The sequence below is a fragment of the Shewanella sp. genome, from assembly GCF_048265805.1.
Taxonomy (GTDB): Bacteria; Pseudomonadota; Gammaproteobacteria; order Enterobacterales; family Shewanellaceae; genus Shewanella.
The window spans coordinates 191,047-208,777 of record NZ_JBLXAT010000001.1 but is presented as its reverse complement, the minus strand read 5'-3'; the positions used below and the strand labels follow the sequence as shown (position 1 = coordinate 208,777).

The 17,731-nt window shown below is 50.3% G+C and carries 19 protein-coding genes; 7 read left to right on the top strand and 12 right to left on the bottom strand.

Annotation, left to right across the window (positions count from 1 at the left end; all coding sequences use genetic code 11):
• Positions 1-14 precede the first annotated feature (14 nt).
• Positions 15-410 (bottom strand): hypothetical protein, encoded by a 396-nt coding sequence (locus ACN0TT_RS00910; protein WP_417760270.1) that lies wholly within the window; start codon positions 408-410, stop codon positions 15-17.
• A gap of 223 nt (positions 411-633) precedes the next feature.
• Between ACN0TT_RS00910 and ACN0TT_RS00905 the strand changes: the two genes are divergently transcribed.
• Together ACN0TT_RS00905 and ACN0TT_RS00900 are read left to right on the top strand one after the other, a co-directional pair.
• Entirely contained in the window at positions 634-909 is a 276-nt protein-coding gene (locus ACN0TT_RS00905; RefSeq protein WP_417760269.1) for a DUF1778 domain-containing protein, read from the top strand.
• Complete coding sequence (locus ACN0TT_RS00900) at positions 906-1,400, top strand: GNAT family N-acetyltransferase (protein WP_417760268.1); 495 nt, start codon at positions 906-908, stop codon at positions 1,398-1,400. The genes ACN0TT_RS00905 and ACN0TT_RS00900 overlap by 4 nt, the downstream gene beginning before the upstream one ends.
• A gap of 268 nt (positions 1,401-1,668) precedes the next feature.
• Here ACN0TT_RS00900 and ACN0TT_RS00895 read toward each other — a convergent pair whose 3' ends face one another.
• The 7 genes from ACN0TT_RS00895 to ACN0TT_RS00865 all read right to left on the bottom strand — a co-directional run bounded on the left by ACN0TT_RS00895 (position 1,669) and on the right by ACN0TT_RS00865 (position 7,507).
• On the bottom strand, positions 1,669-2,145 hold the full coding sequence (locus tag ACN0TT_RS00895) for a hypothetical protein (protein ID WP_417760267.1): 477 nt from the start codon (positions 2,143-2,145) through the stop codon (positions 1,669-1,671).
• A complete protein-coding gene (locus ACN0TT_RS00890; RefSeq protein ID WP_417760266.1) occupies positions 2,138-2,668 on the bottom strand; it encodes a type II toxin-antitoxin system MqsA family antitoxin in 531 nt (176 codons plus the stop codon). Before ACN0TT_RS00890 ends, ACN0TT_RS00895 begins: the two co-directional genes overlap by 8 nt.
• A 17-nt stretch (positions 2,669-2,685) precedes the next feature.
• Entirely contained in the window at positions 2,686-3,006 is a 321-nt protein-coding gene (locus tag ACN0TT_RS00885; protein WP_417760265.1) for a type II toxin-antitoxin system MqsR family toxin, read from the bottom strand.
• A 623-nt stretch (positions 3,007-3,629) separates the two neighbouring features.
• Positions 3,630-4,595, bottom strand: coding sequence for a lipoyl synthase (lipA, locus tag ACN0TT_RS00880; protein ID WP_238894260.1), 966 nt, complete (start codon positions 4,593-4,595; stop codon positions 3,630-3,632).
• Positions 4,592-5,248: a lipoyl(octanoyl) transferase LipB gene (gene lipB / locus ACN0TT_RS00875; protein ID WP_238894261.1), complete on the bottom strand. Its 657-nt coding sequence runs from the start codon at positions 5,246-5,248 to the stop codon at positions 4,592-4,594. The genes lipA and lipB overlap by 4 nt, the downstream gene beginning before the upstream one ends.
• 87 nt (positions 5,249-5,335) lie before the next feature.
• Positions 5,336-5,602 carry a DUF493 family protein YbeD gene (gene ybeD, locus ACN0TT_RS00870; protein WP_037443561.1) on the bottom strand — a complete coding sequence of 89 codons (267 nt, stop codon included), beginning with the start codon at positions 5,600-5,602 and terminating at the stop codon, positions 5,336-5,338.
• Between the two features lie 117 nt (positions 5,603-5,719).
• Entirely contained in the window at positions 5,720-7,507 is a 1,788-nt protein-coding gene (locus ACN0TT_RS00865) for an aminopeptidase P family protein (RefSeq protein WP_417760264.1), read from the bottom strand.
• Positions 7,508-7,943: 436 nt separating this feature from the next.
• On the opposite strand from ACN0TT_RS00865, the gene ACN0TT_RS00860 reads away from it, so the two are divergent.
• Positions 7,944-8,717, top strand: coding sequence for an ROK family protein (locus ACN0TT_RS00860; RefSeq protein WP_417760263.1), 774 nt, complete (start codon positions 7,944-7,946; stop codon positions 8,715-8,717).
• Positions 8,718-8,749: 32 nt separating this feature from the next.
• Here the strand turns inward: ACN0TT_RS00860 and ACN0TT_RS00855 are convergent, their stop codons facing one another.
• The 3 genes from ACN0TT_RS00855 to ACN0TT_RS00845 form a co-directional block, all read right to left on the bottom strand.
• Positions 8,750-9,247, bottom strand: coding sequence for an FKBP-type peptidyl-prolyl cis-trans isomerase (locus ACN0TT_RS00855; protein ID WP_417760262.1), 498 nt, complete (start codon positions 9,245-9,247; stop codon positions 8,750-8,752).
• Positions 9,248-9,336: 89 nt separating this feature from the next.
• Positions 9,337-9,948: a DUF1294 domain-containing protein gene (locus ACN0TT_RS00850; protein WP_417760261.1), complete on the bottom strand. Its 612-nt coding sequence runs from the start codon at positions 9,946-9,948 to the stop codon at positions 9,337-9,339.
• A gap of 8 nt (positions 9,949-9,956) precedes the next feature.
• Positions 9,957-11,072 carry a DUF418 domain-containing protein gene (locus ACN0TT_RS00845; RefSeq protein ID WP_417760260.1) on the bottom strand — a complete coding sequence of 372 codons (1,116 nt, stop codon included), beginning with the start codon at positions 11,070-11,072 and terminating at the stop codon, positions 9,957-9,959.
• Between the two features lie 363 nt (positions 11,073-11,435).
• On the opposite strand from ACN0TT_RS00845, the gene ACN0TT_RS00840 reads away from it, so the two are divergent.
• Both ACN0TT_RS00840 and ACN0TT_RS00835 read left to right on the top strand, forming a co-directional pair.
• Entirely contained in the window at positions 11,436-11,750 is a 315-nt protein-coding gene (locus ACN0TT_RS00840) for a hypothetical protein (RefSeq protein WP_417760259.1), read from the top strand.
• Positions 11,751-11,786: 36 nt separating this feature from the next.
• On the top strand, positions 11,787-12,278 hold the full coding sequence (locus tag ACN0TT_RS00835; protein ID WP_417760258.1) for a GNAT family N-acetyltransferase: 492 nt from the start codon (positions 11,787-11,789) through the stop codon (positions 12,276-12,278).
• Positions 12,279-12,294: 16 nt separating this feature from the next.
• Here ACN0TT_RS00835 and ACN0TT_RS00830 read toward each other — a convergent pair whose 3' ends face one another.
• The gene (locus ACN0TT_RS00830; RefSeq protein WP_417760257.1) at positions 12,295-14,394 is read right to left on the bottom strand and encodes a sigma 54-interacting transcriptional regulator; all 2,100 of its coding nucleotides are present in this window, start codon (positions 14,392-14,394) and stop codon (positions 12,295-12,297) included.
• A 690-nt stretch (positions 14,395-15,084) separates the two neighbouring features.
• On the opposite strand from ACN0TT_RS00830, the gene ACN0TT_RS00825 reads away from it, so the two are divergent.
• Positions 15,085-15,702 (top strand): 4Fe-4S dicluster domain-containing protein, encoded by a 618-nt coding sequence (locus tag ACN0TT_RS00825; protein WP_417760256.1) that lies wholly within the window; start codon positions 15,085-15,087, stop codon positions 15,700-15,702.
• Positions 15,702-17,723 carry a hydrogenase 4 subunit B gene (hyfB, locus tag ACN0TT_RS00820; RefSeq protein WP_417760255.1) on the top strand — a complete coding sequence of 674 codons (2,022 nt, stop codon included), beginning with the start codon at positions 15,702-15,704 and terminating at the stop codon, positions 17,721-17,723. Before ACN0TT_RS00825 ends, hyfB begins: the two co-directional genes overlap by 1 nt.
• Positions 17,724-17,731 lie beyond the last annotated feature (8 nt).

Below are 17,731 nucleotides of genomic sequence, written 5' to 3'. Positions count from 1 at the left end.
CAGCGGCTGGTGATTCATTCTTCGATCTCAGGCTCATGGTAGTGCTCTCTCAGTGCTACCAGTTCGCCTTTTTCAGCGAGCAGTAGCACTTCATTGGCGGCAATGTTGATCTGCGTTAGCGCAAAGTAGCGCAGCTCATACTCCGCTTGATTAAGCTCGTGAGTTAACACCAGCAAAAAGTCATTACCTTGGTAAGCCGCACCGAAGCTCTGCAATTCCTGCTTGAATTCAGCTACCGTCTTTTCCCGAAGATAGGGTTCTCGTTCACCAATCGCCGCACCGGGCGAGTCACTTTTCACCTGCCCAACCATATCGATGCGCGATCTCACCCCCGCACTGGAAATGGCGCAGCTGATGGCCAATTTATCATCGGCCGACTGCAACGCCGTTAGTATTGCTTCTATGTTCATTAGCTAATCTTTTTCATGTTGTTGAATCTAGTTACATCGCTAGGGGCTGTTTATCTTTTTTGGCGTAATACAGGCGAGTAGCAATGCACGTGACGGTGGTAAACATGTTACCTGTCTGCGTTAACCGATAACCATTAGTGTGCCAAAGTGACACTTAAATTGATCATTTTTGAGTTTGATACCATAATGCTTGCTGTGCCACTTTGACACATTGGAGAACACAATGGCCTCAACATTACCGCGTATTACCGCCAGAGTAGACCTTGATACCCAAGATTTACTGACCAAAGCCGCCGCTATTGCTGGTATGTCTAGCATTAACTCTTTTGTGCTAAACGCCGCCATTGAAAAAGCTAAGCAGGTGATTGAGCGTGAAGAAACCCTCAAACTCAGCCGAATTGACGCTATGGCACTGATGGATGCGCTCGACCAACCCGCCAAAGCCAATGCCAAACTGCAAGCCGCCGCCAAGCGCTATGACGGTAAAAGCCAGCAATGAATACCGTGCTGCTCGACAAAGATAAACACGATAGAAACCGATTCAATTGTGGTATCGACGCGCTAAATAACTACTTCAAAGTGATGGCCAGTCAGCAAGCCAAAAAAGACAACACCCGAACCTTTGTGTTGGAAGATGACACCGACAACTCGGCCGTGATTGGGTTTTATACGCTAACCATGACTCCGATTGACCTGAACACCTTGCCCAGCAAACTACAGAAAAAACACCAGGCATCGATGTCTGGTGGACTCATCGCCCGCTTAGCCGTAGATAATCGTTACCAAGGCCGAGGATTCGGTGAATGGTTACTGATCGACGCCCTGCGTAAATTACTCGCCGCCAGCGACACCGTCGCCTTTCCCATCGTAATCGTTGATGCCAAAGATGGCGCCGCGCACTTTTACGAAAAATATGGCTTCACCGCATTTCAAGACACTGAAAACAAACTCTTCATCACCATCGCAGACGTCCGCGCCAGCCTAAGCTAAAGGAACGATTACCGCAGACTAACGCCCAGCTAAAGTGAAAGTAACGTATTACTCGTGTTTCTTATTTTTCCAAAGCGAAAACGCCGCCGACGAGAGCAAAAGGCTGTACTGATACCAAAGCGATTTAGCTAGTAGTTAGTGGATAGATTCATCAGTGATAATGCCCTGTTAAGGTGTGTACAACGCAATACGGAAGCTCCAGATACCACGTTAATATAAATCGCAACGCACAACGCATAGCGAAAATTCCACACGTTGCGCATCACTCTTAAACATTTTTGAGGCATTGTTTTTGTGTAGATTGTTGTTTAAAAAGAGAAATTATTGGCTTTGGGAGATTTGCTTCTGTAGAAAGCCTAAAAGCATGCTCTCTCCAGAAAGGCCATACATTGTGAATAACATTATATTTCATAAACTCCTCAATAGCCTCTTCACATATTTGTTTGCTTTGATGATACTTAGCTATGAAACACGCTTCCAACTCAGATAAAACTTTCTCTCCCTCCTCTTCTTCCACAATATATCGATACCCTAGAACTACCTTGGCATTTATAACTCTTTGCTCATCTTTATCATTTTCTGCTTCCAAGAATTCCGCACTAATAGAGAGTTTATTCTGTTGTTTCATTTCTTTAGGAAATGAGTCTGATGTAATATCTTGGAATCTAGATATAGAGGTGGAATATAAATACACATCTAATAACTCAAGCGCATCAATCGCTTCAGATATAAGTATTTTATCCATATGATACCTCTTGCATTTTTACACATTTAACAGGAGTAGACCTTTTCTGATAGGCTGCTTTAAATGACGAATATGAAACTATATTATTTTCATAAGAAATACTTCTTCGAGAATTACTTATTCCAGCAGACTCTAGTAAGTCTCGATATACAATAGGATGTTTTAGTGCTTGTTTAATCAATTTGTCCATAGCTACACTTTGAGAAACTTCGCCTCTTTCATATTTTGAAAATGCATTTCTCCCACCACCAAAAACAACTGAAGCTTGCTCTTGGGTTAAGCCTAACTTAATGCGAGCATGAGCAATTTCTTTTGAACTAAACAAACCGTCATGAACTTTTTTCGCATCTCTAAGAATACGATCATTTTTCATAATTTGTTCTTTAGATAAAAACTCTCGCCCACAGGTGTTACACAAAGAATATTCAACTTTTATTCTTAAAGTGCTACCTTTGTAGCCGATATTTTCGTAATCAGTTAAAGCCTCAACCGCATTACCTTTACAAACTTTACACTCACTCATTCTTTAATCCTCCTCAATTAATATTGAGGTAGATGAAACGATGCTAGATCAACAACTAAACAGTTTTCAATCAGGCAAAACTTAACATACAGCTCATCTACTCGCTCTTCATCGTCAACGGCTTTGGTATAGCGACAAATATACTCGTCATCAGGAGGACCTACTTCTCTATAATGGGTCTTTCTGAAGTCACACTCTGTCAATCTACACAAACAATCTGCGACATCTTGAATCTCATAGCCTAAATTTGCTGCATCTCGATATACCTTTCTGCCTCTATATTCAATATTTAATTGGTGAGCTGCCTTTTTTACATCTTCAAGACTGTATTCAGCCACAACCACTCCCATGTAACCATAATGGTTAGTTTAGTGCATGCTACCACAATGTGTAGCAATTGGAACCCAAAATGCCTCTTTCTTAGACACTCTTTGAGAAACGAAGCTAGTAATTTTCGTTGGCAACTCCCATATACCTAACAGATTTTTAGTACACATGCGTGTTTACCAAATCTATTACCTAATCAAATGTGTTTTTATGTGTTTGATTATAATGTGTTTTTATACTTAAATGTAAAGGCTTGCAAAAAGTCGGGATAAGAGTTGCCATGTTATTGAATATGACCGCATGCCTGTCCAGCTTTTAGTTATCACAGCTAGCTTTCAACTTGGTAGTGACAGGATAACGCCGAGAATCCCCAGCACATGCAGACTTGTGGCCGTCGCCAGCATGGATGCTGGCGTCGAGCTTACACGGATGTACTTGCAGCGTGCCACAAGGATGCGTGTGCATTGCACACCGCAGGTGATTTAGTACATCAAGACTATCAAACGACACAAAATCTAAAATAAACAAACGGAACAAAAAGGCACCTATGTGTCATTCCACCTTTGGAATGACACAAAAAAACCGCGCATTGCGCGGTTTTTCAGAACCAACCTGTAACGCTAAAACAAGAGCGTTACTTCACTTCCTTCCCTTGTGCTTGCAAATCCGCATGGTAGCTAGAGCGTACCAGCGGGCCGCAGGCGGCGTGAGTGAAGCCAAGTTCCGTTGCCAGTTCGTGCATTTTGTCGAACTCAGCTGGGGTCACATAACGTTCTACCGGCAGGTGGAATTTTGATGGTTGCAGGTATTGCCCCAAGGTCAGCATGTTGACGTCGTGAGCGCGCAGGTCACGCAGCACGTCGGCAATCTCTTCATTGGTTTCGCCGAGGCCCATCATCAAACCTGATTTGGTTGGAATGTTCGGGTGACGTTCTTTAAAGCGTTTCAACAGATTGAGCGACCATTGATAGTTCGCCCCTGGGCGCGCTTTGCGGTAGTGCATTGGCGCGGTTTCCAGATTGTGGTTGAACACATCGGGTGGCTCAGTAGCCAGAATATCCAATGCTTGGTCGATACGGCCACGGAAGTCTGGCACCAGAATCTCAATTTTGATTGCTGGGTTCAGTTTGCGGATTTCACGAATACAGTCAGCAAAGTGCTGGGCGCCGCCATCACGTAGGTCGTCACGGTCAACCGAGGTGATTACCACGTATTTGAGCTTCATATCGCGAATGGTTTCAGCGAGTTTGACTGGCTCGTTTTCATCAGGCTTGAGTGGGCGGCCGTGGGCCACGTCGCAGAACGGGCAGCGGCGGGTACAAATAGCGCCCAAAATCATAAAGGTGGCGGTGCCGTGGTTAAAACATTCCGCTAGGTTTGGGCAAGAGGCTTCTTCACACACCGAGTGCAAACCGTGGCTACGCAGTGCAGATTTGATATCTAAAATGCGTTGGTTCGACGCGGGCAGTTTCACGCGCAACCAGTCCGGCTTACGCAACATAGTGTCGCGTTCCGATGGCACCACTTTCACGGGAATACGGGCAACCTTGTCAGCATCACGTAGCTTGACGCCGGGTTGTAAACGTTCTGGCCTGTTCATAATGATTTCGGTAATCCTTGGTGATGAATCAGCTGCGTGTAACCTAGGCGCTGACTGAAAATTTCGGCAAATTCGTTGGCAGCTTGCTCAACGGTTTGCGGCCCGCCAAGTTGTTTGGCTTGGGTCATCTCTAACCCAGCATAACCACAGGGGTTGATGCGGTGAAACGGCTCTAAATCCATATTGATATTGAACGCCACACCGTGGAAAGAGCAGCCGCGACGGATGCGCAGCCCCAGTGAAGCGATTTTGTCACCGTTGACGTATACGCCCGGCGCATCAGCTTTGGGATAGGCTTCAATGTCATATTTGGCGAGCACAGACACGACCGTTTGCTCAATGTCGGTCACCAGTTGGCGCACGCCGATTTTGAGTCTTTTCACATTTAACAGCGGGTAAGCCACCATCTGGCCGGGGCCGTGATAGGTTACTTGGCCGCCACGGTCAACTTGGATCACCGGAATATCGCCGGTGTTGAGCAAGTGTTCCGCTTTGCCTGCCTGTCCTTGGGTGAACACCGGTGGGTGCTCGACTAACCACAACTGATCTTCAACAGTTTCGTCGCGGTCATCCGTTAGCTGCTGCATGGCATGCCAAACGGTTTCATAATCCATCATGCCCAGATGGCAAATGTGTAAGGTTTTGTCTGACAAGAGAAAATTGTCTCCAGTTTCACCGTGGCGCTATTATACGCGCTCAAGGCAAAAATGTAATATAGATCACACTTTTGCCTGTAAAGATTACAGCACGCGGCGCACGCCTTCGATGGCGGCAAACTCGGTGTAGAGTGTTTCGATGTGCTCTTTGCTTTCTACAATCACGCGGATGGTGACTGAGAGGTAGCTGCCTTTGCTCGATGCTTTGGTGCTAGGCGTGTAATCGCCCGGTGCATGACGTTGAGCCACCAATACCACTTTTTCCGCCAAAGTATCGCTGGCATCGCCAACCACTTTAAATGGGAAATCGGTAGGGAACTCTAGGTACTTATCGAACTCGGTATTCAACATAAAACGCTATTCCAAAAATACAGGGATATGGGCAAATATGGCGGCGATTATAACCGAATTCAAGGCGCGGATCAGGTAAGAAAAAGCCGGTATTGCTACCGGCTTGATTTATCAGCATTAAAGCGCGCTGGTGGCCTGTTTTAGCCATGCCAAATCGTCACCTTCGAGGGTGGTTGATAAGGCATCGAACACCCGTTGATGGTAGTGATTGACCCAGTCAATCTCGGCGGCTGTCAGCAAGGACTTATCGAATAGACGCTTATCCATTGGGATCAAGGTAATCGCTTCAAACTGGTAGGTTTCGCGTTCGGCACCTGCTAAGGCGGCGCAAGGTTTGACGGTGACCAAGTTTTCTAAGCGGATACCAAAGCCATTTTCACGGTAATAGCCTGGCTCGTTAGAGATCACCATGCCCACTTGCAATGGAATGGCGTTGTGGTTCTTACCAATGCGTTGCGGGCCTTCGTGCACGCTGAGGTAATGGCCCACGCCGTGACCGGTGCCATGGTCGTAATCAAAGCCGTGTTGCCACAGATATTGGCGCGCCAAAATATCCAGCTGTTGGCCGGTGGTGCCTTTTGGAAAGCGTGCTTGGTCAAGCGCGATATGGCCTTTGAGTACCAAGGTCACCATCTTACGTTGCTCGTCAGTCACCTCACCGATAGCGATGGTGCGCGTTACGTCGGTGGTGCCATCAAGATATTGTGCGCCAGAATCGACCAAGTAGATGCTGTTCATCTCGACCTGTGCTGGGGTGCCGTTCAAGTGATTGTAGTGGCACATGGCCGCGTTTGAGCCAGCCGCAGAAATGGTGTCAAAGCTGGGTTCTTGATACAGCGGGTCGGCTTTGCGGAAGCTTTCCAGCTTATCGGACAAAGTCGCTTCATCGTACAAACGATTGGCGGCAGTTTCGCGATCTAACCACGCGAGGAAGCGGCTCACTGCGGCACCATCACGTACGTGACAGGCTTTCATGCCTGCCAGTTCGACTGGATTTTTACAGGCTTTTGGCAAAGCGACAGGGTCAAGGCCCGCAAGCAGTTTTACGCCAGCTTCACGTGCTTGCAGTTGGCATTCGGCGTTGGCGCTGCTTGGGTCAGCCAATAGCTTCTTGCCTTTGAGGGCGCTAATGGCATCGGCCAGCTCGGCTTCATCGGCAAAGCTTACGCCTGTGCCAACATGGGCGGCGACATTGGCAGGCAGTTTACGTTGGTCGCAGTACAAGGTCATGTCGCCATTGGTGTTGAGTAAGGCATAGCCCAATACCACCGGAATGCGCGGAATATCTTGGCCGCGAATGTTCAGCAACCAGCAGAAAGAATCGAGCGCGTTAATGAGCGCGACATCGGCACCTTCTTTCTTAACGAGTTCGCCAATGAATTGGCGTTTTTCAAGGCTGGTTTTGCCAGCGACATCATCGCTAAACAATGATGCAGGATCGACGGCCGCCGCTGGGCGGTCATGCCAGCAAACATCGACCAAGTTTTCTGGCAAGCGCACCAGCTCGATATCGGCTTTGGTGAGGCGGGTTTGTGCCGCTTCAAACCAAGCCAGCGTGACGCAGCGTGCATCAATACCGACGCGACTGCCAGCGGGTAGTTTATCGGCCAGCCACTCGTATTGCGGCATTTCGGTCAGGCTTTCGTAGCTATACAGTTTGCCATTCACTTGTTGGCGTACTTGCACCACATAACGGCCATCAACAAATACCGCTGCGCTTTGTTGCATCACAATCGCCATGCCAGCGGAACCGGTAAAGCCGGTCAGCCACCACAAGCGTTCGTTGTGGGCGGGCACATATTCGCCGAGGTATTCGTCGGCACGTGGTTGCATAAAGGCATCAAGCTTGAGCTTGGCCATTTCGGTGCGAATGGCGTCCAGCCGAGCAGCGATAGAATTGGACATATGAACTCCGTTACTGGTGGCACGTAGCCGAACGGCCGCGCGCGATAAGATGAGCATTTAAGTGCGTGGATTATGGCAACTGTGTGATGGGCTTCGCAAGATAAGCCGTAAGAAAAAGCGTTGCTGAATGTAAAGCTGAGCAGGCATTAGCTAGATCAGCGATGTTCGCTGCGTCTGCGCTTGCGCATGATGTTGAGTTGCTAACGTGCCATGGTCTTGTAATGGCGCTGCTGATGCCGAGACATTGACTTGTTCGCACCATGGTTAGTGTTTTGGATGCCGTGTTTATATACTTCAGCCTGAGACTCATGAGCCATTTGCTGAGTTAATCAACTGTTTTATCGATAATTAATATATGCTTACATCGCCGCTGTAACGGGATTATGCTAATATGTGCCGCAGTTATAGCTCGCTGACAGAGCACGATGGAGGGGCAATGGCTGAATTAACCATTGAGATTGGTGCTGATACCGCACTGTTGCAATTTATCGACAACGGCGTGACCGAACAGTACAAAGTGCCAACGGGGGAGGGGTTCTCTCTGGCAGATCTCAATCAATTTATTGCTGATTGTGAAAGTGATTACCAGTTAAGTGATTATCAATTGGCGCTGGCCGTGCCGGGCATGGTGCGTCATCAAAGCTTATTTTCCTGCCGCCATCTTCCTGCATTGATGGGCTTGAGCCCAGATAAAATTCACTGCAAAGCTAGCCGTGTACTGCTCAGTAACGACGTACAAGCGGCACTGCATGCGGTTGCCAGCAACAAATATCGCTGCGAGATCTTAGTCGGCTGTTCGGCTGGCATGGGCATGGCTGTGGCGTTTGACGGCCAAGTGTTTATTGGGGCTGAGGGCATTGCTGGCGATTTAGGTAACTGCCGAGTAATGACAGAATCGGGCGAATTCAGCTTAGATCAAATGGCGAGTGGGGAGTCGATTCGTCAACGTCGTTTCCGCAACCCGGTGGAGCTGTATCGTTCTGGCGCCTATCTGGGAATGGGAATTGCGTGGGCAGTCAATCTGCTTAACCCGCAGCGGATCTGGTTGGCGGGCAGTACCTTAAATCAGGCGGATTATTACAAAGGCTGTGTGGCGAGCATTAAAGAGATGGCGATGCCAGCAGCGTTGAGCCATTGCCAAATAAGCCGCGTTGATGATTCAGAAACCATTGTGTGCCGTGGGTTACACACTATGTTGCTGCAGTGCTGAGGAAGGCGCGGGTGTGTCCGCGCCTATCTTGGTTACTTAGCCGCAGGCGGTTCTGCCGTCGGGTTAATCTTTAACAGCTCAACATCAAATATCAAGGTCGAACCTGCTGGGATAGGGCCCGCAGCGCGGTTACCGTAGCCAAGCTCGGCAGGAATAAACAGGCGCATAGTGTCGCCTTCAACCATCAGCTGTACCCCTTCGCTCCAACCTTTCACCACTTTGTTGAGTGGAAATTCAATCGGCTCGTTTCGGGCGTATGAACTATCAAAAACGCGGCCGTTAATCAGGCGGCCTTCGTAATGCACTTTAACGGTGTCGGTGGCTTGTGGATGCACGGTGCCATTACCATGACGCAGGTACTGATATTGCAGGCCAGAATCGGTAGTGATGACGCCGTCTTGCGTCTTATTGGCTTGCAAGAATGCTTGGCTTGCTTCAATCGTCTCTTGCATTCCTACGCGCTGCTGCCGATCAATAAAAAAGTAAAAAATAACCGAAGCGATAATGATAACGGCCAGCACAATTCTCATAGCAAGTTCCTGCAACATAAAAAGAGCGGATATGTTACCAGCGTCGTCGAATTGCGCCAAATGGCATTGATTAAACCGCGTTAATATAACTACGCGGGTAGCCAACTGCGGTAGTGATACAAGGCGAACAATGCCGCCAGATTGAGCAATACGCATAGCCAAAACACCCGCCGAAAAGCCGCTTTAACAGACTTATGCCGCAAACGTTGTTGGGCGAATAGTGCGCCAGGCCAGCCACCTAACAGAGCTTGCAGTTGCAAGGTGCTTTCGGCAATGCGCCAACGGTCTTGCTTGGCGGCGCGTTTATCAACGGCATAGGTGATGTAGCACACCAGACTGAGCAGCAAATACCAAACTGGCGCGTATATCGGCAACCAATGCTGCCAACTGGCCAGCGCCAACAGACTGAAAAACAGCAGTAAATATTGACTCTTGCCGCGTTGCTTTTGCTGGTGACGGCGGCGGTTACTTGGCTGTTGCCGTTGTTGTTTGTCGCTAATGGTCATGACGTTGAGTGCTTGCCAGCGGCCTTGTTTATCTTGCGCTAAATCGTAACTGAGTAATTCGCCCGCTGTCGGGCGGCGACTGCGATTTGCCATCGCGTTAATATGCAGGAATACCTGCTGCTCACCGTTCACTGGGGTGATAAAACCAAAGCCACGTTCATCATTCCATTGGCTTAAATGGCCTTTGCCTTTCATCTTAATCCTTATCTATGGGGTTGATAGCTGGCGCCAAATGCTAAGCGGCGCCAGAGCCATTCCAATGGCCCTTGGGCAAAGTAACGTAACCATAACGGTGCCAGCCAGAGTTGCAGCAAACAACCGCACAGGGCGATGCCAATATAGCCAAACCAATTGAGGCTCAAATTGAGCTGTGGTGCTAGGTCGCGCAGTAGCCAAGTGCCCAGCAGCGATTGCAGCAGATATAAGCTCAGCGGAATTTTCCCTACCGCCTGCAGCCGTTGCGCTAACTGGCCTTGCGCTTGGCTGTGAGCAATGCAATGAATTAACCACAGTGACATCGGCATGGCGGCTAGGCTGAGCAAGGCTTCTGACAGTGCTTGCAGGTGAGCGTTGTGCTGTAGCCCAATGGGGTAGGCGATGCCAGAAAGCAGCAGTGACAAAGGCAACAGCCAAGCTCGTTGTTGCGCTAGCCCCTCGGTAAACCAGTGCTGACGGAAGCCGTAGCAGCCCAGCAGCATAAGCCCCAATAACAACCACATGTAAGTGAGTGGAAAGATTAATGCATCCGCCAGCGCCAGCGTCCACTGCATTTGCAGTTGCCCTTGATAGCTCCCCGTCCAAGCCGCAAAGCTGTCGAGATACTCGGCTGATTCACGTGATACTGGGGTGAAGTCATACAGCAGTAACGAGGAGGCTATCGTCAGTAAGATACCCATGGCGATAAACCTCAGCGCCATTGATAGCTGCTGTTGGGGCGACAGCGACAGATAACGCAATAGGATTAAGCCGCAAATCGCGTAGTTAAATAGAATATCGCCCGGCCAGACAAAAATACGATGCAGTAATCCAAATAGTAGCAACCAGTAAAGTCGCCGTTTGAGTAGGGCGGTTTGGCCGTCAAAACTGCGCCATTGCAGGTACAGCCCCGCCCCAAACAGCATGGCAAATAGTGTGATAAAACGATCGCGCAGCACAAAGTAGTACAGCACTTGGCCGAGTTTATCGCTCCAACTTGGTTGGTTAAATGGCACGTAGTCATAGTAGCTCACGCCCATGGCAAAGATGTTCAGCAGCAGAATACCCAACACGGCGACACCGCGGGTTATATCGAGGGTGTGAATGCGACTAGAGCTAGGCAATTGATAACTCGGCTAAATAAACATGTGAGTCACTATCATAGCCGAGCGTTACCTGCGGTGCGAACAAATCCCGCGCCATGTTATTGGAAGGTTCAGCTTGGGGATTTTATCTGTGTTTAACGGCGGCGATGTTGCGAGCGACCAGCCTGCTGTGACGTTGGCAAAATATCGCGCGATAGTTACACAAACAAGGTGGTAAAACCTGTGGTAGATCGCATTAATTGTGGGCGCAAGCCACTAACTTGTACATCCGCTTAGCTGCACCATTTGCGGCTAAAGGACATCGACTAGACATCTCGGAACGTCTTGCTAGCACGGAGTGTTGACGCTTTAGCGGGCGCAGTCAACACATGAGAGGGACCCATGAATTACGTTGAAATCTATATCACGCTGTCCAGTGTACTGGTGGCGGTTATTTTAGGATTACGTCAATTTAGGCGACAGCAACTGGTGCAGTATGTGCAGCAGTATTATGGCCACACTGCGCAGTTGTTATACCAGCAACAACCGCAAGATGAGTTACATCGGGTGCTGGTGGACGCCATTCAACATGGTGAGTTAGCTCATTGTGACGACCAGCATCTTGGGCAACTGGTTTGGCAACTACGTTGTTTAAGCTGCTTGCCAATTATGGTGCTAGTGATCGGCTTTGCCGTTGCCGCGACGCTGCAAGCGTAGGGCTTACTGCCACGCAATTATCTGAGAACCCCGAATATGTTGCAGGTGAAACCGTTATTGCCGCAAGACTACGCCTCGGTGCAAGCCATTTATCAGCAGGGCATCGATTTCGGTTTTGCCACTTTTCAAACCTCTGTGTTGAGCTGGGCCGAGTGGGACAAATACATGCTGCCCCGATGTCGATTGCTGGCGGTATTGGATGGGCAAGTGGTTGGCTGGGCAGCGTTATCGGCAATAAGTTCGTGGCCTGTGTATCGCGGTGTGGCCGACGTCAGTATTTACATTGCCAAGAACGCACGTGGTAAAGGCGTTGGGCATCAGCTGTTACAGCGTTTGGTCGCGGACTCGGAACAGCAGGGCTTTTGGACATTACAAGCGGGCATTTTTCCTGAAAACCAAGCCAGCGTGGCGTTGCACCGCCGCAACGGTTTTCAACTACTGGGTGTGCATAAAAAATTCGGCCAGCTCAATGGTGAATGGCGCGATGTGGTGCTGATGGAGCGCCGCAGTGATGTGGTGGGTGTGTAACCCCATCATTGCAGCGTTATTCCAACACTGCGTCTTTATCGATGCCGAGGCGCTTCATCCGTGACAGCAAGGTGGTACGTTTCAGCCCTAGCTTATGGGCGGCCCCGCGTGGGCCAGCAACAATGCCGTTGGTCTCCTGCAACACATTGATGATGCGGTGATATTCATCGTCCTCTTCATTGTTGCGTTTCGGTGTGGCTAACGGTGAGGGCGTAACCCGCAAAAAGTTAGCGTCGTTATCGTTAGCGCTTTCAATCTCTGGTGGCAACTGCAATGTATGCCCGCTGCTCAGTAGCACCGCCCGTTCAATCACGTTTTGTAATTCACGGATATTTCCCGGCCACTCTAACTCTTGCAGACGGCGTAGCACGCGGGTGGGAATACTATCGATATTACGGCCCATGTGTTGGCACGCGCGGCTGACAAAAAACTTGGTCAGTAGCGGAATATCGTCACGGCGCTCGTTGAGCGATGGCAAACGGATAGGAAATACATTGAGGCGGTAGAACAGGTCACTACGGAACTCTTTATCCACCACCATCTTTTGCAGATTGCGGTTAGTGGCGGCAATCAAACGGACATCGACATTGATTAAGCGGTTGCCGCCGACTCGTTCAAATTCTTGCTCTTGCAGTACCCGTAGCAATTTGGGTTGCAGTTCCAGTGGCATATCGCCCACTTCATCAAGAAATAAGCTGCTGTGGTGCGCCATTTCAAAACGGCCTTGGCGATCTTTACTGGCCCCAGTAAAGGCCCCTTTTTCATGACCGAACAGGTCACTTTCCAGCAACCCCGCAGGCATGGCGGCACAGTTCATTTTAACCATGCGTTTGTGCGACCGTGGGCTGAGACGATGGATCGCTCGGGCGAACACCTCTTTGCCGGTGCCGGTTTCGCCAAGCAGCAATACCGAACAGTCGGTGCTGGCCACAATTTCTACCTGCTTGAGCACCGCTTGAATGCTGTGACTGCTACCGATGATCTCATCAAACTGCTGATGACTGAGGCTTTCAACTTGCTCACTGAGGTAGTGATTTTCCCGCATCAGATTATCTTTGAGGCGGTTGATCTCTTGATAGGCGCGGGCGTTATCTACCGCGATGGCGGTGCGTTCGGCAATTTGTGCCAGCAGTTGCAGTCGTGAGCCTTGAAAACAGTGCATATCGGCCTGCGCCAATTTGAGTACGCCGAGCATTTGGCCGGCAAACTTAATCGGCACGAGGCACAGCTCATGGCTATCGGCGGGCCAATATTGAAACAGTAGGTTTTCGTTTCGCGCTAGCGGATCGTCGGCCTCCAGCTCGCACAACTCAATCTCGCCATGTTCCAGCACCCGCTGACAGATACTGTTGGCGGCGGTAATGCGCAGATGAGAGCGCTGTGGCCGCCCAGGTTCGGTAAAGAAGGCGTTATATAGATTCAGCAGTGATGGGTCGGTATCGGGTAAGCACACACTCACCGCACAAATGCCAAAGTAAACATGGATTTCGTGGGCAATTTTCTCCACTAAAGATTCCACTGAACGCTCGGTAATCACCGCGTTGGTTACGTTGACCAGTACATGAAAATCGTCGCGCTCTTCACAGAGCTGGTGTTGCTCTAGCCCCAGCGATAAACGCGCTTGTAGATGTTCCAGCGCGACCCCGAGTGATTCACTCAGCAATTCGGCGCAGGCGACATCTTCGCTATCAAAACGGCGGCCGTCAGCGCGGCGTAGTTCGCAATATCCCAGTAGGCGGCGATGGTTCAAAATCGGCAGCAGCAGGGCATCACAAAAAGCTGGAGTATTGGTTAGACGATACAGGGCGGGATAGCGTTGTTGATATTCATCCGCACACAAATGCAGCGGTGCGCGGGTGGCGGCTATCAGTCGCAGTGGGCCGTTCGCTAGCATCTCATCGCTAAAACATTGCACGTCATCTTGCGTTTGGCGGTAGAGCAGCGGGCCATTTAGCGGATCGTCCACCAGCACGCTGCATTGATAAGGCGCAGGGGATTCATGCAGATAGGCATTCATCGATTGCAGTAACTGAGCAACACTCGACTGATCCAGTAATTGATGGGTCAGGCGTAAACAGTTTTTTTGTTCATGCAGATACTCAAGTCGTTGCGTCATAGTCGACGTCGTCCCCTTTTTGTCGGCCTACTCACTAAGGAAGTATGGCTAGCCCTTGATGTGAATTAACGTTGACCTATCGCTGCAGGACTCAAGTTAACGGTATCTCACTCCAAATGTTCCCCCACTCAGAGTGTCACTATGGCTTATTCGTGCCTTCCTTAAATGTCGCTGCGGTCATAAACGCTTGCTCACTGGTCGTACCGCAACGGCGAGACATTATTTAAGCATAAGCGCAAGCGACAAAATGCGACCCGCTGCCAACTTTAATTGATAATTGTTCGCTAATTAATCTCACCATGAATCAATAACACGCTACATGACGACGAGGCCAGTTACCCTTGCGGTTGCTGACGACGGCTGTTGCACAACGTTTTGCCATTGGTTTGTGTTCAATTGTATGTTTTTATTGAATATTTTGTTTATTTTCTTACTTGGCGCAGAAAATGCTCCCTATGGACATTGGCTTAATCAGCATGACTAAGCCGCATGTCCGACAAACCCGCTTTCTCGCGAGCGCTTACTTAGCGTAAACCCGCAACAGAGCAGTGTTCTTTGTCGGTGTTATGGGAAGTTATCTCGATGTTTTTGCAGTCAATCACTGCTGTCGACAGCTTCGTCACTGATGGCGTTGTCGTCAAAAGTGACGAAGTGACTCACGCCTCGGGATGAAGTGCTTAGAGAGAGTATATGAACCGTTTTGTCATTGCCGATCCCAACTTGTGTTTCGGCTGCAATACCTGCATGGCGGCGTGTTCAGAGGCCCACAAGCAACAAGGGTTACAGGCTGCACCTCGGTTAGTGATCATGCGCAGTGTCGATGAGTCGGCGCCGCATATGTGCCACCAATGTGAGGATGCGCCGTGTGCCACTGTGTGCCCGGTAAACGCAATTCGCCATGAGGGCGAAGCCATCGTACTCAACGAGAGCCGCTGCATCGGCTGCAAGCTGTGCGCCATTGCCTGTCCGTTTGGGGCAATCACTTTGAGTGGCTCCAAACCAATCAACATCGCTGATGATGTCGCCACACCGTTAGCGGCATTACCACCACGGCCGGCACCTAGCGTCAGTCCGCTATTGGATTGGCGCCCAGGCATCCGTTCCGTGGCGGTGAAGTGTGACCTCTGCAGTTTCCGTGCTGAGGGACCAGCCTGCGTCGAAACCTGTCCAACCAAAGCCATCATGGTGGTATGCGATGAAGCATTAGCGCTGGCGAGCGATCGCAAGCGTCAGCTCACTGCGGTGAGCAACTTGGTGGAATGGCCAGTGACATCGGCGCCAAAAACTGCGGCGGGAGGAAACAAATAATGACAGCTATCTGTTGGTTAGGCACAGCCTTGCTGCTGTTTTTGATAGGCTCGCTGCTGTCATTGCTACTGAATCGCAATGAAGGCTTGGCGATTAAACTCAGTGGCGCGTTTTCGCTGCTGGGTGGCGTGGCGGGAGTGCTTTGCGCGCTGCCAGTGCTGCTTAGCGGTCAAACCGTCACCGCGGAATATGCGGGGCCGTTTGCGGCATTTGCGCACTTGACCTTGCGTTTAGATCTACTGGCCGCCTTTATGGTGCTGGTGATCTCCATTCTCACCGTGGTGTGCGCCATCTACTCCTTTGCTTATTTGGAAGAGTATCGCGGCAAAGGCGCGTGGGCGATGGGCTTCTTTATGAACCTGTTTATCGCATCAATGGTCGCGCTGGTGGCGGTGGATAACGCCTTCTACTTTATTGTGCTGTTTGAAGCGATGTCGCTGAGTTCTTACTTCTTGGTCATTTCAGAGCAAGACGATGAGGCGGTTAGCGCGGGTTTGCTGTACTTCCTGATTGCGCATGCGGGCTCAGTGCTGATTATGCTGGCGTTCTTCTTAATGTATCGCCACGCGGGCAGCCTCGACTTTGCCGCGTTTCGTGCGGCAGATATGCCAGTGGGTGAAGCTTCGGCGGTGTTCCTGTTGGCGTTCTTTGGTTTTGGTGCCAAAGCGGGGATGTTACCGCTACATGGCTGGTTACCACGGGCGCACCCCGCAGCACCCTCTCATGCGTCCGCGATGATGTCTGGCGTGATGGTCAAAATCGGCGTGTTCGGCATTATCAAAGTGGGTATCGACCTGCTCGGCGCGACCGAAGCGTGGTGGGGCATTGTGGTGTTGGCCTTTGGTGCCGTGTCATCAGTGCTTGGGGTGTTGTATGCCTTGGCTGAGCACGATATCAAACGCTTGCTGGCGTACCACACTGTGGAAAACATCGGCATTATTTTGATGGGCGTAGGCGCTGGCATGATTGGCATGGCAACCAACCATCCATTATTGGCGTTGCTCGGGTTGCTCGGTGGTTTGTACCACCTCATCAACCATGCGCTGTTTAAAGGATTGCTGTTCTTGGGCGCGGGAGCGGTGATCTATCGCACTCACACTAAAAACATGGAGATCATGGGCGGCCTTGGCAAGTTAATGCCTCGCACCGCGATGGCATTCCTGATGGGTTGTATGGCGATTTCGGCACTGCCACCACTCAATGGCTTTGTCAGCGAATGGTTTACCTATCAATCACTGTTCACCATGAGTAAAGCGGGTGGCATCGGTCTGCAACTGGCGGGGCCTATCGCCATTGTGATGTTGGCGATTACTGGGGCGTTGGCGGCAATGTGTTTCGTTAAGGTTTACGGTATCTGCTTCTGCGGTGCGCCACGTAGTGAACAAGTGGAGCGTGCCACTGAGGTGCCTGCGTCGATGACGATTGCCATGTGGCTGCTCGCGCTGCTGTGTATTGTGCTCGGCATCGGGGCGGCGCAAGTGGCCCCCATGATCACCCAGATTGCGGCTGAGCTAAGTGGCCAAACCGCTACCAGTGTGGCCACCGCGGCTACGGTATTCCCTGGTGATGTAAACCAAACCAGCCTCAATACGCCACTGCTGTTCATCATGCTGTTGGCACTGCCATTACTGCCGCTGCTGCTGTTTAGCTTCACCGGCAAAAACAATCGGCTCAACTTTATCCAACGTGGCACCCCTTGGGCTTGCGGTTACGGTTATGAACAACGTATGTCACTGACAGCGGGCAGCTTTGCTCAGCCGCTGAAAGTGTTGTTTGCCCCACTGTATCGCATGCGTAAAACCCTCGACCCCGCACCGATGTTCCATCGCTCATTAGATGCAACTACCGACGCGGCGGCCAGAGTGGAACCTGTATGGGATGACCACATTGTGATGCCAGTGGTTGGTGCTGTACAGCGGTTGAGTCGCGTAGTGCAGCTCATTCAGTACGGTGATTTCCGCGTGTATTGCTTGTACGTGGTCGCTGCATTGGTGGCGCTGTTACTGGTCACCATGGCGTAGGAGGAGAT

Bases quoted from the DNA above. Each gene is read 5' to 3' on its own strand.
- ACN0TT_RS00825 (WP_417760256.1), top strand. From the start codon at position 15,085: ATGAACCGTTTTGTCATTGCCGATCCCAACTTGTGTTTCGGCTGCAAT.
- ACN0TT_RS00855 (WP_417760262.1), bottom strand. From the start codon at position 9,247: ATGAGAATTGTGCTGGCCGTTATCATTATCGCTTCGGTTATTTTTTAC.
- ACN0TT_RS00860 (WP_417760263.1), top strand. From the start codon at position 7,944: ATGGCTGAATTAACCATTGAGATTGGTGCTGATACCGCACTGTTGCAA.
- ACN0TT_RS00830 (WP_417760257.1), bottom strand. From the start codon at position 14,394: ATGACGCAACGACTTGAGTATCTGCATGAACAAAAAAACTGTTTACGC.
- ACN0TT_RS00910 (WP_417760270.1), bottom strand. From the start codon at position 410: ATGAACATAGAAGCAATACTAACGGCGTTGCAGTCGGCCGATGATAAA.
- ACN0TT_RS00890 (WP_417760266.1), bottom strand. From the start codon at position 2,668: ATGAGTGAGTGTAAAGTTTGTAAAGGTAATGCGGTTGAGGCTTTAACT.
- ACN0TT_RS00850 (WP_417760261.1), bottom strand. From the start codon at position 9,948: ATGAAAGGCAAAGGCCATTTAAGCCAATGGAATGATGAACGTGGCTTT.
- ACN0TT_RS00900 (WP_417760268.1), top strand. From the start codon at position 906: ATGAATACCGTGCTGCTCGACAAAGATAAACACGATAGAAACCGATTC.
- ACN0TT_RS00840 (WP_417760259.1), top strand. From the start codon at position 11,436: ATGAATTACGTTGAAATCTATATCACGCTGTCCAGTGTACTGGTGGCG.
- ACN0TT_RS00865 (WP_417760264.1), bottom strand. From the start codon at position 7,507: ATGTCCAATTCTATCGCTGCTCGGCTGGACGCCATTCGCACCGAAATG.
- lipA (WP_238894260.1), bottom strand. From the start codon at position 4,595: ATGAACAGGCCAGAACGTTTACAACCCGGCGTCAAGCTACGTGATGCT.
- ACN0TT_RS00895 (WP_417760267.1), bottom strand. From the start codon at position 2,145: ATGGATAAAATACTTATATCTGAAGCGATTGATGCGCTTGAGTTATTA.
- ybeD (WP_037443561.1), bottom strand. From the start codon at position 5,602: ATGTTGAATACCGAGTTCGATAAGTACCTAGAGTTCCCTACCGATTTC.
- ACN0TT_RS00905 (WP_417760269.1), top strand. From the start codon at position 634: ATGGCCTCAACATTACCGCGTATTACCGCCAGAGTAGACCTTGATACC.
- hyfB (WP_417760255.1), top strand. From the start codon at position 15,702: ATGACAGCTATCTGTTGGTTAGGCACAGCCTTGCTGCTGTTTTTGATA.
- ACN0TT_RS00835 (WP_417760258.1), top strand. From the start codon at position 11,787: ATGTTGCAGGTGAAACCGTTATTGCCGCAAGACTACGCCTCGGTGCAA.